This is a genomic window from Nocardia puris (assembly GCF_036051655.1).
Taxonomy (GTDB): domain Bacteria; phylum Actinomycetota; class Actinomycetes; order Mycobacteriales; family Mycobacteriaceae; genus Nocardia; species Nocardia puris.
This window is the reverse complement of the sequence record NZ_CP107943.1, coordinates 619,558-632,950: the sequence shown is the minus strand read 5'-3', so window position 1 is coordinate 632,950 and position 13,393 is coordinate 619,558. Positions and strand designations below refer to the sequence as shown.

The 13,393-nt window shown below is 70.9% G+C and carries 11 protein-coding genes; 6 read left to right on the top strand and 5 right to left on the bottom strand.

Annotated features, from left to right (window positions below):
• The first annotated feature begins 61 nt into the window (after positions 1-61).
• Together OHB21_RS02795 and OHB21_RS02790 are read left to right on the top strand one after the other, a co-directional pair.
• A complete protein-coding gene (locus tag OHB21_RS02795; RefSeq protein ID WP_067512282.1) occupies positions 62-640 on the top strand; it encodes a sigma-70 family RNA polymerase sigma factor in 579 nt (192 codons plus the stop codon).
• Positions 633-1,682 (top strand): anti-sigma-D factor RsdA, encoded by a 1,050-nt coding sequence (locus OHB21_RS02790; protein ID WP_195125498.1) that lies wholly within the window; start codon positions 633-635, stop codon positions 1,680-1,682. Before OHB21_RS02795 ends, OHB21_RS02790 begins: the two co-directional genes overlap by 8 nt.
• Positions 1,683-1,878: 196 nt before the next feature.
• Here OHB21_RS02790 and OHB21_RS02785 read toward each other — a convergent pair whose 3' ends face one another.
• Complete coding sequence (locus OHB21_RS02785; protein WP_011207424.1) at positions 1,879-2,292, bottom strand: DUF5319 domain-containing protein; 414 nt, start codon at positions 2,290-2,292, stop codon at positions 1,879-1,881.
• Between the two features lie 234 nt (positions 2,293-2,526).
• Between OHB21_RS02785 and guaB the strand changes: the two genes are divergently transcribed.
• Both guaB and OHB21_RS02775 read left to right on the top strand, forming a co-directional pair.
• Positions 2,527-4,071 carry an IMP dehydrogenase gene (gene guaB / locus OHB21_RS02780; protein ID WP_113975215.1) on the top strand — a complete coding sequence of 515 codons (1,545 nt, stop codon included), beginning with the start codon at positions 2,527-2,529 and terminating at the stop codon, positions 4,069-4,071.
• A 382-nt stretch (positions 4,072-4,453) separates the two neighbouring features.
• Positions 4,454-5,614 carry a GuaB3 family IMP dehydrogenase-related protein gene (locus OHB21_RS02775; protein WP_067512288.1) on the top strand — a complete coding sequence of 387 codons (1,161 nt, stop codon included), beginning with the start codon at positions 4,454-4,456 and terminating at the stop codon, positions 5,612-5,614.
• Positions 5,615-5,686: 72 nt separating this feature from the next.
• Here the strand turns inward: OHB21_RS02775 and OHB21_RS02770 are convergent, their stop codons facing one another.
• Complete coding sequence (locus OHB21_RS02770; protein ID WP_067512358.1) at positions 5,687-6,487, bottom strand: alpha/beta fold hydrolase; 801 nt, start codon at positions 6,485-6,487, stop codon at positions 5,687-5,689.
• Positions 6,488-6,547: 60 nt separating this feature from the next.
• Here OHB21_RS02770 and guaA point away from each other — a divergent pair, with 60 nt between their 5' ends.
• Both guaA and OHB21_RS02760 read left to right on the top strand, forming a co-directional pair.
• Positions 6,548-8,128: a glutamine-hydrolyzing GMP synthase gene (guaA, locus tag OHB21_RS02765; RefSeq protein ID WP_067512290.1), complete on the top strand. Its 1,581-nt coding sequence runs from the start codon at positions 6,548-6,550 to the stop codon at positions 8,126-8,128.
• 39 nt (positions 8,129-8,167) lie between these two features.
• The gene (locus tag OHB21_RS02760) at positions 8,168-10,747 is read left to right on the top strand and encodes a hypothetical protein (RefSeq protein ID WP_195125497.1); all 2,580 of its coding nucleotides are present in this window, start codon (positions 8,168-8,170) and stop codon (positions 10,745-10,747) included.
• A gap of 144 nt (positions 10,748-10,891) precedes the next feature.
• Here OHB21_RS02760 and OHB21_RS02755 read toward each other — a convergent pair whose 3' ends face one another.
• The 3 genes from OHB21_RS02755 to OHB21_RS02745 form a co-directional block, all read right to left on the bottom strand.
• Positions 10,892-11,104 (bottom strand): hypothetical protein, encoded by a 213-nt coding sequence (locus OHB21_RS02755; protein ID WP_067512295.1) that lies wholly within the window; start codon positions 11,102-11,104, stop codon positions 10,892-10,894.
• Entirely contained in the window at positions 11,097-12,671 is a 1,575-nt protein-coding gene (locus OHB21_RS02750; protein WP_067512297.1) for a PspC domain-containing protein, read from the bottom strand. Before OHB21_RS02750 ends, OHB21_RS02755 begins: the two co-directional genes overlap by 8 nt.
• Before the next feature lie 82 nt (positions 12,672-12,753).
• Positions 12,754-13,392, bottom strand: a complete 639-nt coding sequence (locus tag OHB21_RS02745) for an MspA family porin (protein ID WP_195125495.1) — start codon at positions 13,390-13,392, stop codon at positions 12,754-12,756.
• Between the last annotated feature and the right edge of the window lies 1 nt (position 13,393).

Here is a 13,393-nt window from a genome sequence, read left to right as displayed (position 1 = left end):
ACTTGCGGGAGCACAGGTCATCGGGCCGGTGCCACTTGTAACGCCAGGAATATCTCTGACGATGACTCACTCGGGCGAAGAGCTGGACCTCGCCGTCACTGCCGCAGCGCAGGGCGACAGATCCGCTTTAGCTCAGGTACTCGAGCTGATCCGCCCGCTCGTTGTCCGGTACTGCCGTGCGCGTATCGGTGCGGCCGAGCGGGGCCAGCTTTCCGCCGACGATGTTGCGCAGGAGGTATGTCTGGCCGTGATGACCGCGCTGCCCAGGTATCAGGACCAGGGCAGGCCCTTCATGGCCTTCGTATACGGAATCGCTTCGCACAAGGTCGCCGACGCACATCGCAACGCCGCTCGTAACAAGGCGGAGGCGATGGCCGAAGTACCAGATGTCATATCCACCGACCAAGGCCCGGAGCAGCGAGCTCTCGAATCCGAGACGAGCAGGCAGATGAACCGTCTGCTCGCAACGCTTCCTGAGAAGCATCGGGAGATCCTGATCCTGCGCTTGGTCATGGGTTTGTCAGCGGAAGAAACCGCGGTCGCCGTGGGCAGTACGGCGGGTGCGATACGAGTGGCCCAGCACAGGGCACTCGCGAAACTGAAGTCACAAGTGGCGAGGGCAGGTGAAATGTATGGCTAGGGATGACTGGAAGGCGCGACGTGGATCGCGTAACAGCGGTCCCTACGCCGAGGGCGCCGGCGACAGCGGCCCGGTCGACATCGTCGCGGTACGCCGCGACGATGCTCTGATCGACGCCATCGCCGGTGGTGGGCCGGTGCAGACCGACAACCCGGAGGAGTTCCAGCTCGCCTCGTTACTGGCGGACTGGCGCGCGGAGCTCGTGGCTCCCGACCTACCGGCGGACCCGGATCTGGACACGGTGTTCGCCGCGGTGAACCAGGAGATCGGCGCCCGTAAAGTCCGGGTGAGCGCGGCCAATCGTGGCCGGCTACGCCTGGTCGGCCCGATCGCGGGTACCGCGGCCGCACTGGCTCTCGTCTTCGGCGGGGTGACGGCGTTCTCCTACAACGCCGAACCCGGTGATCCGCTGTGGCGGGTCAAGGAGGTCGTGTTCAGTGAACAGGCGCAGACCACCGTGGTGGCGCGTGCCGATTCCGAGCTGACGCAGGCCCGGCAGGCGATCGAGCAGGGCAACGCGGCGCAGGCCCGTGCGCTGCTGGAGCGGGCTCAGGTCAACGTCTCCCAGGTCAGCGACGACAGCACCAAGCGGGATCTGGCCGGTCAGTGGCAGCGCCTGCTGGCGGAGCTGCGGGGCATCTCGCCCGAGATCGCGGCCCAGCTCGAGCAGACGCTCGATCCGACCGCGCCCACCACGCCCGGCTCGACCGCGCCGGTGCCGCCGACCAGCGACGTGACCAACACGATCATGGGCGTGCCGCCGGAGTCGTCGACGTCGCAGGAGCCGTCCGAGACCGAGCCGACGGAGCCGCCGACCAGGCCGACCACGCCGCCCGTGGACACCACCGCCCCGACAACGCCTCCGGTCGAGCCCACCACGCCGCCTACGTCCGCGCCGACGACCCCGCCCACCGCGGTGCCGACGTCGGCGGGCACGGTGGCGCCCACCCGGACGCATGTCGAGGACGGGCCGGGCACGATCACCATCCCGATCCCGAACATCCCCGGCTTGCCCGGTGGCGAGCAGACGCCGCCGAGCTGACCTCGGGGGTAATCGATCTCACAGTCCGCGGCGGTTCGCCGTGGGTGGCCCGTCGGCCGTCGCCGGCGGGGCGAGCGACATCACATCGATGCGTGCGTTGTGCGGGATGTCGTGAAGAGGGCGCCCGGAAACAGCCGGGCCGCAGCCGATCTCCACGGGAGGTCGGCTTTTTCGTGTCGGTGTGCGCGAGCCGGGATCAGCTGTCGAAACCGTCGAACCCGTCGCCGTGGAAGGCCTCGTTCATGGACGCGTCCGCGTAACCGCGGCAGTAGTCCCAGGTGACGTACGCCTCCGGCGTCGGGTCGTAGGCGGGCTCGTGCGGGCGCACCGTGCCGTCGACCAGCAGTTGGAGCAGGTTGGCGCGCAACATGTCCCAATCGTGGTAGTGATCCTGCCTGCAGTCCTCGCAGCTCACGACGAGCCCGCGGATACCGCGGTGCGCCAATAGGGCCTCGTACACCGCGAGGTCGGCGAGATCCTCCTCGACCGCAAGGCGCTCGTGGGGATCCAGCGGTTCGCCGGGCTCGATGGCATCGAGTGCGGCGGACGGGTCGGAGGGGTCTCCGGCGAACGGATCCGGCGGCAAGCCAGGTGGTAGATGGTCACGCACACACCCACGGTACGCAGAACAGGGCGGTCTGCGCCAGCGATGGCGGGTGCCAGTTTCGCGAAGCGCCCGGCTCGGCCCGTCGTCGGCGGGGTTTGCGGGACAGATACCATGGACGGCAGGCGCCGGACAGTTCCCGACACGCTGACCTCGCCGCCACCGTCCATCCCATCAGTTGTGCGCGACGCCGGTTCGCCGGCGTCTCTCGCTTTCGACGTCCAGGAGGGGTCGATCCGAATGAGTAATCCCGTATCGGGCGAACGGCTCGCAGTCCGCCCCCCTACGGGTGGCGACGACCCGAACAAGGTCGCCATGCTCGGGCTCACGTTCGACGACGTGTTGTTGCTGCCCGCCGCCTCGGATCTGATCCCCAGCTCCGTGGAGACCTCGAGCCTGCTCACCAAGGAGATCCGGTTGCGGACCCCCCTGGTGAGTTCGGCGATGGACACCGTCACCGAGGCCAGGATGGCCATCGCGATGGCGCGCGCCGGCGGGATGGGCGTGCTGCACCGCAACCTGTCGGCGGCCGATCAGGCGGCCCAGGTGGAGACGGTGAAGCGGTCCGAGGCGGGCATGGTGACCGATCCGGTGACCTGTCGCCCCTCCGACACCCTCGCCGAGGTGGATGCGATGTGCGCCCGCTTCCGCATCTCCGGACTGCCGGTGGTGGACGAGACCGGCGCGCTGGTGGGCATCATCACCAACCGCGACATGCGCTTCGAGGTCGACCAAGAGCGCCGGGTCGCCGACGTGATGACCAAGGCCCCGCTGATCACCGCCCAGGAGGGCGTCACCGCGGAGGCCGCGCTGGGCTTGCTGCGCCGCCACAAGGTCGAGAAGCTGCCGATCGTGGACGGCAACGGCCGCCTGCGCGGGCTCATCACCGTCAAGGATTTCGTCAAGACCGACCAGTACCCCGACGCCACCAAGGACCGCGACGGCCGCCTGCTGGTCGGCGCCGCGGTCGGCGTGGGCGCGGACGCCTGGTCGCGCGCCATGTCGCTGGCCGACGCCGGTGTCGACGTGCTGGTGGTCGACACCGCGCACGGCCACCAGGCGCAGGTGCTGCAGATGGTCGCCAAGGTCAAGGCCGAGGTCGGCGACCGCATCCAGGTGGTGGGCGGCAATATCGCCACCCGCGCGGGTGCCGCGGCGCTGGTCGAGGCGGGCGCCGACGCGGTCAAGGTGGGTGTGGGCCCCGGCTCGATCTGCACCACCCGCGTGGTGGCCGGTGTCGGCGCGCCGCAGATCACCGCGATTCTCGAGGCCGTGGCCGCGTGCAAGCCGCACGGTGTGCCGGTCATCGCCGACGGCGGCATCCAGTTCTCCGGTGACATCGCCAAGGCCATCGCGGCGGGCGCGTCCACCGTCATGCTGGGTTCGCTGCTGGCGGGCACCGCCGAATCGCCGGGCGAGCTGATCCTGGTGGGCGGCAAGCAGTTCAAGAGCTACCGCGGCATGGGGTCGCTGGGCGCGATGCAGGGCCGCGGCCAGGCCAAGTCGTTCTCCAAGGACCGCTACTTCCAGGACGACGTGCTCGCCGAGGACAAGCTGGTCCCCGAGGGCATCGAGGGCCGGGTGCCGTTCCGCGGCCCGGTCAACCAGGTCATCCACCAGCTGGTCGGCGGCCTGCGCGCGGGCATGGGCTACACGGGCGCGCAGAGCATCGCCGACCTGCAGCAGGCGCAGTTCGTGCAGATCACGGCGGCGGGTCTCAAGGAGAGCCACCCGCACGACATCACGATGACCGTCGAGGCCCCGAACTACACCGGCCGCAACTGAGCGCGGGCCTGCGCGGGCCGGAGGACCCCGGCTCGCGCAGACCTGTGGCCCTTCTCCATCGGACGACAGGCGACTAGGTTCGTAGTCGGGTTTCCGCCTGCCCGGAACAGGGCCGATCTCCCATGACTTTCGCGTTCGGCGCACATCCGCCAGACGAACGCGTCCAACTCACCCGGGGCAGGGTGAACAACAGAACACATCGAACGCTCTCACCCTCGCCACCACGCACGGAGCGAGCCCGACGAGCGACCGTTCGCGGCCCGTCTCGTGGCCCGGCGATCGAAGCGCACGCGCGTCAGCGCGAGTCTCGATCGCCGGGACGCGAGACAGGAAGGGGCGCGAACACGCGCGCCCCGGCGCGCCAACCACACAGGAGGATCACGTGCGCGACATGGTCGAGATCGGCATGGGCCGGACGGCCCGGCGTACCTACGAACTGGACGACGTCGACATCGTGCCGTCGCGGCGGACCCGGTCGTCGAAGCAGGTGTCGCTGGCGTGGCAGCTGGACGCCTACCGCTTCGAGATCCCGTGCCTGGCCCATCCCACCGACGCGCTGGTCTCGCCGAAGTTCGCCATCGAGCTGGGGCGCCTCGGCGGCTTGGGCGTGATCAACGGCGAGGGCCTGTGGGCCAGGCACGCCGATGTGGAGTCCAAGATCGAGCAGCTGCTGGAGCTGGTCGGCAAGGGCGGTTACGAGCGCGCGGTGGCGCTGCTGCAGGAGCTGCACGCCGCGCCGATGCAGCCGGATCTGCTGGCGGCGGCGGTCGCGGAGGTGCGCGCGGCCGGGGTGACGGTGGCGGTGCGGGTGAGCCCGCAGAACGCGCGCGCCGTGACGCCCGGACTGTTGCAGGCGGGTGTGGACCTGCTGGTGGTGCACGGCACGATCATCTCCGCCGAGCACGTGGGCGACGGTGAGCCGCTGAATCTGAAGACGTTCATCGCCGAGCTGGACGTGCCCGTGGTGGCGGGCGGGGTGAGCGATCACCGCACCGCGCTGCACCTGATGCGCACGGGCGCGGCGGGCGTCATCGTGGGCTACGGCTCGTATCCCGGTGCGACCACCACCGGCGAGGTGCTGGGCATCGGGGTGCCGATGGCCACGGCGATCGCCGACGCGGCGGCCGCGCGCCGCGACTACTTGGACGAGACCGGCGGCCGCTACGTGCACGTCATCGCCGACGGCGATATCGCCACCTCGGGCCAGCTCGCGAAGGCCATCGCGTGCGGTGCCGACGCGGCGGTGCTCGGTGTGCCGCTCGCCGTATCGGCCGAGGCGCCCGGTCGTGGCTGGTACTGGCCGTCGGCCGCCGCGCACCCGTCGGTGCCGCGCGGCTCGCTGCTGCACGTGGCCGATCCGTGGGATCTGGGTGGCGAGCCCGTCGAGCAGGTGCGTCCGAGCCTGGAGCGCGTGCTGTATGGCCCGTCCGATGATCCGTTCGGCTCGCTGAACCTGGTCGGCGGCCTGCGCCGCTCGATGGCGAAGGCCGGGTACTCGGATCTGAAGGAGTTCCAGAAGGTCGGGCTCAGCGTCCGCGCCTGAGCGGCTGACCTGGTGCGCCGCAGTTTCGCTGGGGGAGCGGCTTCGGCGGGCACGGCCTGCGAGCCGACCCGCTCAGCGCACCCGCAGCGGTGACACCCGTTCGCGCAGGAATCGGCGGATGGTGTGGTTCACCGATTCCGCGTGGGTCATCGTGACGGCCAGGCGCGCGCCGTCGATCTCCGCGTAGGTCGAGTCGGTCAGGGCGTCGGCGAGCTGGGTGGTGCGGTCGCGGCCGATACCGCTGCGGGTGGCGTGGATGACCAGGGCCGGGCAAGTGATCTCGGCCAGCCGCTCGTGCACGGAGTCGCGGGCCAGCAGCGCGCCGGCGGCGGCGTCGAGGCCGCGGCGGTCGCTGGTCAGCCAGCGCCTGGTCCAGACGCCGCGGTGGTGTTCGTCGTCGCCGATGAGCCAGGTGGCCAGCCGGTGCACGGCGCGTTCCTTCGCGTCGTCGTCGCACCACTCGTCCAGGAACTGCTGGGTGGCGCTGGCCTGGTGCGGCGTGGGTCCGTGCGCCTCGGTGGAGATGAGGATGAGCGCGGCCACCCGCTCGGGCGCGATGAGCGCGGTGCGCAGCGCGGTGAACCCGCCCTGGGCGGTGCCGCCGACCACAGCCCGTTCGGCGCCGACGTGGTCGAGCACGGTGAGCGCGTCGCGCGCGGAGGTCCAGTAGGTGAAGGGCAGCCCCTGGTCGGTGGTGCGGCCGTGGCCGCGCGCGTCCCAGGCGACGACACGGAATTCCGGTGCCAGCGCGGCGATCTGTGAAGCGAACATGGTGTGGTCCATGAGAAATTCGTGCGCGAGTAGCACCACCGGTCCGCCGCCCCCGCTGTCCTCGTAGTGGATGTCGGCGTCTACCGCGTGGGCGAAGGGCACGAGCAAGAGGATAACCAGCGGTGGCGGGGTGCGAAGGGGGTTTGGCGGGCTCACTAGACTGTGGCGGTGGCAGAATCCCAGAGACCGGTCCTCGTCGTCGACTTCGGTGCCCAATACGCTCAGCTGATCGCCCGGCGCGTGCGCGAGGCGAGCGTGTACTCCGAGGTGATTCCGCATACCACCACGGTCGAGGAGATCGCGGCGCGCGAGCCGCTCGCGGTGATCCTGTCCGGCGGTCCGTCCAGCGTGTACGCCGAGGGCGCGCCGCAGCTGGACGCGCGGCTGTTCGATCTGGAACTGCCCGTCTTCGGCATCTGCTACGGCTTCCAGGCGATGGCCCAGGCGCTGGGCGGCACGGTCGCGCACACCGGCACCCGCGAATACGGCCGCACCGAACTGAACATCGACGGCGGTCTGCTGCACGGCGGCCTGCCCACCATCCAGCCGGTCTGGATGAGCCACGGCGACGCGGTGACCGACGCGCCCAAGGGTTTCGAGGTCACCGGCACCACGGCGGGCGCGCCGGTCGCCGCGTTCGAGGACAAGCGGCGCCGCCTGGCCGGCGTCCAGTACCACCCCGAGGTGCTGCACTCCCCGCACGGTCAGCAGGTGCTGAGCCGCTTCCTGCACGAGCTGGCGGGCATCCCGGCCACCTGGACGCCGGCGAGCATCGCCGAGTCGCTGGTGCAGCGGGTGCGCGAGCAGGTCGGTGACGGGCACGCGATCTGCGGACTGTCGGGCGGCGTGGACAGCGCCGTGGCCGCCGCGCTCGTGCAGCGCGCCATCGGCGACCGGTTGACCTGTGTGTTCGTCGATCACGGCCTGTTGCGTTCGGGCGAGCGCGAGCAGGTGCAGCAGGACTTCGTGGCCGCGACGGGCGCGAAGCTGGTGACCGTGGACGCGGTGGACAAGTTCCTGGGCGAGCTGAAGGGCGTCACCGACCCGGAGGAGAAGCGCAAGATCATCGGCCGGGAGTTCATCCGCTCCTTCGAGGACGCGGTGAGCGAGGTCGTGGCCGAGCACGGCGCCGAGGACGGCGCGGCGCCCGAGGTCGAGTTCCTGGTGCAGGGCACGCTCTACCCCGACGTGGTGGAGTCCGGCGGCGGCAGCGGTACCGCGAACATCAAGTCGCACCACAATGTCGGCGGCCTGCCGGAGGATCTCGAGTTCGAGTTGGTGGAGCCGCTGCGCCTGCTGTTCAAGGACGAGGTGCGCGCCGTCGGTCGCGAACTGGGCCTGCCCGAGGAAATCGTGGCCCGCCAACCTTTCCCGGGTCCGGGTCTGGCGATCCGCATCGTCGGCGAGGTGACCGCCGACCGTCTGGCCACGCTGCGCCAGGCCGACGCGATCGCCCGCGAGGAGCTCACCGCCGCCGGTCTGGACCGCCAGATCTGGCAGTGCCCGGTGGTGCTGCTGGCCGATGTCCGCAGCGTCGGCGTGCAGGGTGACGGCCGCACCTACGGCCACCCCATCGTGCTGCGCCCGGTCTCCAGCGAGGACGCCATGACCGCCGACTGGACCCGCTTGCCCTACGAAGTGCTGGAACGCATTTCGACGCGCATCACCAACGAGGTGGCGGAAGTGAACCGCGTGGTCCTCGACGTCACCAGCAAGCCGCCGGGCACCATCGAGTGGGAGTGAGCGGCGCGGGATGTCGCTGTGGCATGCCATGATTCGGCCATGTCCGCGCCCGCGGTGCTGTCCGGTTCCACGCTCTACCTCGACTGGGTGCGGGGTGCCGAGCCCGGTGCGGTAGCGCGCGCCGAGCGGGTCGTGGCCGAGATCGCGGACGGGTTGCGCCGCGGCGGGGAGAAGCCCGCCCGGTACGTGGGTGATATCGCGGCGTCGGCGCGCGGGCTGCCCGCCGGGCATCTGCCCTGGTTCTGGGACACGGTCGCACACCGGCTCGCCGCGAACGCGGACGGTTCCCGGCTGGGCGGGCGCTTCCGCAAGGCGGCGGGTGCGGCGTATTCCCGTGCGCGGCAAGCCGAACGGGAGCACGACCTGCCGATCGACGCGGATTTCCGCGTGCGCAACGCGCTGCTGATGGCCCGGCACGGGGCGATCCCGGTCAAAGAGCTGGCACCGCAGCAGAAATGGCTGGCCCAGCTATTTCCACCCGGCGACGCGCACACCGAGTTCGTGCGACTGCTCGAGGCGTGGTCGGCGGGTGGCGGACCGCTGGGCGCGGACTGGCACCGCCGGGTGCGGGCGTCGGCGAAGGCGGCCGGGCTGCCGGTGGACGAGGACGCCCGCGTGCTGGCGTCCGTCCTCGGCGTAGGCCGGGGCGGGGAGGTGCCCGACGGTCTACTCGACGGTGCCGCAGCCGTTTTCGCCTCGGCGAAGCCCGCGCCGGCCACCGGCCTGCTATCGCTGTTCCCGGAGACGAACACCGACGGCGGTGCGCTCCTGCGCATGCTGGACGCGGCGGGCACGGTCGACGCGATGGCCGATGCGGAGAGCACGCCCGACCTCGATCCCGCCGAGTGGTTGGGCAGGTTCTATCACCTGTACTGCTACCGGAAGGTCCCGTACGGCGGCATCATCGCACAGCCCATGCCCGCCGAGCTTTTCGACGCCGTGCGGCGCTGGGCGCCGAGACTGCGCGCGAATGGTGCGCCGGTTCGGTTGCGCGAGAGCCGATTCACGCACAGCCACGTGGACGCCGACCTGGCCGATGCCCTGCTCGCCGAGGGCATCCCGCTCGACACCGGACGGTCGAAACTGTCCTACCGGGGCGGTAACTCGCGCCGTGACCTGCACGCGCTCGCCGCGCACCCCGAGTACGGCCCGCAGCTCGAGCGCCTGATCCACGCCCACCGTGGCACGCACGGTTCGGCGATCGGAAAGCTGCCCGACAACCCCGGCATCGAGGCGAGTGTGCACGCGCGCGTACTCGCCGTCCTGGAGCGGGTCCGCGGCGGCGGACTGCTCACCGCCGAGCACGCGATCGAGGAATTGGACGGCCTGCTCGACGCGCCGACGGTGCGCGCGCTCGACGGTATCGACGGTGCGCTGGCCGGGCTGGACGGGACCGGGCCGCTGCTGCGCACGGTGCGCGCGGGCATCCCTGCCGAATTCCACTGGCCCGCACTGGAAGAAGCGCTCACCGAGGTGGGCGAGGTGGTCGGTGCGACGGCGACCTGGCCCGCGCTCACCGTGTTCGGTGTGGACCGCGCCGTCACCGTCGGTGCCGAGAAGGTGCTCGCGCGCACCGAGTTCCGGCTGCCGCCGGAGGCGGCGTGGCACCTGGTGCTCGGCGTCGGCGGCGATTTCCTCGTCGCGTACGCCACCGCTGGTTGGCGACACAGCGCGCCCTACGCGTTCTGGGCTTCGGCGCCGGGCGAGGTTTTCGAACCCGACGAGGACAATGGACTGATCTGTCGCGGTTCCGGCGGCGGCGCGCTCGGCTACCAGTTCGCCACCGGCGACGGCCGCCACGACGGCGATCACGTGCTGCGGCCCGGCGATCAGCACGGCGTCGGACGATACGACATGCAGCTCAGCGACGGTGTGCGCCTGTGGAGTGCGCAGTACAGCGTCGGGGGTAGGAACGAATGGTCGGAGGTCGATCCGGTCACCGGGGAACGCACCGATACCTTCTCGCTCCCCAAATTCTTCGCGCCCGACGACGTTCCGGAAGGGCGACAGCTCGCGTGGACGCAGCTGTCGTATGCGCCGCTGCCCGACGGGGTCGACTCCCCATTGGGTTCGGCGAACGGGCTCACCGGGTTTCGTGTCACGCGGGACCGTGCGTCGGAACGCGAGTATGTCCTCGAAGGGATGGACGGCCGGACCGCGACGTTCGCGGGCGGGGCGCACCGGGACCTACCGTGGGGTGTGGTCCGGATGCCGGGCGGCGATACCGGCGTGGTCGTCACTCACGACGTCGTCGATGTCTTCGCCCCGATGCGCGCGCACGTGGACGATTCGCCGCTGTGGGAGGTGCGTTCGTTCCCCGACCCGCGCGCGTACCGCGAGCCGGACCCGCTCGGGCGAGCGATGATGCCGCCGCCCGCGTTCTGGCACTTCCTCCGTCCGCGCGATCCCGCCGGTTCCCGGGCTTTGCGGCGGTTCGACAGCACCGCCGCGTCCGCGCTGATCAGCGACGGCGTGGTCCCCGCGGAGGTCACCGATCCCGTGCTCGCCGACGCGATCCGCGCCTTCGGTGCGCGAGCGGCGGCGGTGCTGCGGCACCGGGAACAGCTTTCCGTTCGGGTGGCGACGATGCGGTCGGAAGCGCGTTCGGATCGGGGATAGTTCGGACGGCCCCGCGCGGGAGGGGCGCGTGTGCTCGAACGCCGACGGCCGCACAGGAATTCGGGCTCCACGCGGCGGATGTCGTGCCCGGCCGAAAACGCCGAGAGGCCCGTCCGCGCGGACGGGCCTCTCGGCGTCACATCTTCAGGAGCGTTTGCGGGGCGAGATCACCAGGATCAGGCCGATGATGATCGCCGCGATCACCACCACCCAGCCGAAGGAGATGGCGCCGCCCAGCGTCGCCGCGGATCCGATCAGTCCCACGGTGCTCACCGTGAGTGCGAGCAGACCCACGATGAGCAGCGAGGCCGAGGGGCCGCGCTCCCGGGTGCGTTCGAGTTCACCATGCTCAGCCATGCCGCACCTCCACACTGCCCATCCGGACGTTCATATCGAGATCGAGCACCGGGGCGCCCGGGGTGTTGGGGCCGACCACGCCCTCCGGGCACAGGGCGTCGCCCATATTGGCGGTGCAGTCGGCGCGTACGGTCATGCCCTCGGGCACCAGCACGCGCCCTTCGCCGAGGTGCACGTCGACGGTCACCGCGCGGTTCTCGGTGAGGTTCAGCGAGCGCAGATCCAGCGTGCCCGAACCCATCGTCACGCGGTATTCGTCCTGCAGGTCGGCCATGGTGGCGGGCGTCCAGAGCTGTTCGCCCATGGTGGTGCGGTCGAACTCGATCGGGCCCACCATCGAGGCCAGCAGCACGAACCCGGCCAGCGGGGCGGTCACCACCAGCAGTCCGTATCCGCGCCGCAGGAACGCGCCGAGCACCAGTCCGAAGCCGACCACCGCCAGCGCCACCGCCGCGATCCGGCTCGCCGTCATCCACTCCGCGCCCGCCGCGGCGATCGCGCCCGCACCGGCCGCGGCCAGGATGGCCAGGCCGAGCACGACCGGCGTGAACCGGGAGCGCGGACGCTTCGGCGGGGGAGCGACCACCGTGTGGGTGGGTGTGGGCTCGGGCAGATCCCAGGCCAGCGGGGCCACACCGAGCGGGTCCCACGAGGGCGGGGTGCGGTCGGCGAACACGGAGACGGGCTTGTCCACGGACGGTTCCTTGGTCAGCGAGGTAGGAGCCTTCGCGGCATCGGACCTCGGGGATGCCACGGAGGCCGGGTCCGCCGCCCCGGGCTCGGACTTCGTGAACTCCGACGATGACCCGGCCGAGGCGGGCTCGGTCAGGGGGAACGACCGGGGCGATGACGAGGAGACGGCGGCTTCGGACACGGTCGCTGCGGCTTGGGACGAAGATGCGGGCGAGGCGGACCCGGCCGACGCGTCCGGTGACGAGGTCCGGAGCACGTCGGTGGGCTGATCGACCGGCACGTGCGGTGCCGGTACATACGCGTCGGGCAGCTTCGTGTACGGCGTGTACATGGTGTCGGGGTAGTAGCCCGCCGAGCGCACCGGACCGGTCGGGAACACCGCGCCGGGGTAGCCGGTGGCGGCGAGCCCGTCGGCGAAGCCGAGGTCGGCCGCGCTGGTGCCGGGCGGCGGCTGCGGGCACCGCATGAACAGCATCCACCAGCCTGCCAGCATCAGCGCCAGGCTGATCATCCCCGACCCGGCCAGCCCGACCCCGATCGGACCGACCGTGGTGAGCGCGATGGCCAGCGCCACCATCAGCACGACCGTCTTGGTCTGCGACTGCGAACTCTGCCCGCGCCCGAACAGCGATTCGGCGGCCGAGGACCGGTCGCCCGCCTCGTTGAACAGCAGCCAGGCGAGCAGGTACAGCACGATGCCGGCCCCACCGAAGAAGGTGGACACCACGAACGCCACCCGCACCAGCACCGGATCGACGTTGTAGCGCTGCCCGAATCCCGCGGCGACGCCCGCGATCGGGCCGTGCCGCGACAACCGCACCGGGCGGGTGTGCCACATCTGCTGAAGCTGCTCGCCGAAGCTCGTTCTCGTCATGGTTCCCATGGTGGGCCGGATCGGTGCCCCGGCGCATCGGGGGGAACCCTGAAAATCGACCCGATCATCGTGTCGGGGCCGCTCAGAGCACGAACGGATCCCCGAACACCGCGCCCTCGGCGGTCACGTCCATCGTGTCGACCGTGATCAGCGCGTACGCCTGCACGGTCAGCGGGCCTGCGCAGTCCTGGACCTGGATTCTCCGGTCCCGGCTGACGACGTATCCGGTGCTCCCGGGAAACAGCTCCCGCTCGCCGACCGGCACGTCGACCACCTCGCCCGGCGCCATCGACAGGTCGACGCCGACGCCCGCGCCCAGACTCGGGCCGATGCTCACATCGAGGCCGGGCAGCAGGCCCGCCGGGGTGAGCCCGACGTGCGCACCCGACCCGGCATCGATCCCGATCCCCGCGTCCACGTTCAGCGACGCCGACAGATCCACCGCGCACGCCACGAAGTACCCGGTCTTCAACCAGCCGGTGCCGTCGGAGACCTCCCCGTACACCGTGTTGTCGAGGTACACCACCCGGTTCGTCGGCATCCCGTTCGGCGATCCCACCGGCCGGGCCGCGTGCTCGGTGTGCCCGACCGTGTACTCCAGCCCGCCGGGCGCCGAGTAGGTCTTCTCGTGCCCGGCCCCGTCGACGGCCACCGCTTGCCCGGCCGCCGACACCCATCCCATGCCGATCGCGACAGCGACCAACCCGGACTTCCACATCATC

Coding starts and splice junctions, on each gene's coding strand:
- OHB21_RS02795 (WP_067512282.1), top strand. CDS start 62: ATGACTCACTCGGGCGAAGAGCTGGACCTCGCCGTCACTGCCGCAGCG.
- OHB21_RS02790 (WP_195125498.1), top strand. CDS start 633: ATGGCTAGGGATGACTGGAAGGCGCGACGTGGATCGCGTAACAGCGGT.
- guaB (WP_113975215.1), top strand. CDS start 2,527: ATGAGTAATCCCGTATCGGGCGAACGGCTCGCAGTCCGCCCCCCTACG.
- OHB21_RS02760 (WP_195125497.1), top strand. CDS start 8,168: ATGTCCGCGCCCGCGGTGCTGTCCGGTTCCACGCTCTACCTCGACTGG.
- OHB21_RS02755 (WP_067512295.1), bottom strand. CDS start 11,104: ATGGCTGAGCATGGTGAACTCGAACGCACCCGGGAGCGCGGCCCCTCG.
- OHB21_RS02750 (WP_067512297.1), bottom strand. CDS start 12,671: ATGACGAGAACGAGCTTCGGCGAGCAGCTTCAGCAGATGTGGCACACC.
- OHB21_RS02745 (WP_195125495.1), bottom strand. CDS start 13,392: ATGATGTGGAAGTCCGGGTTGGTCGCTGTCGCGATCGGCATGGGATGG.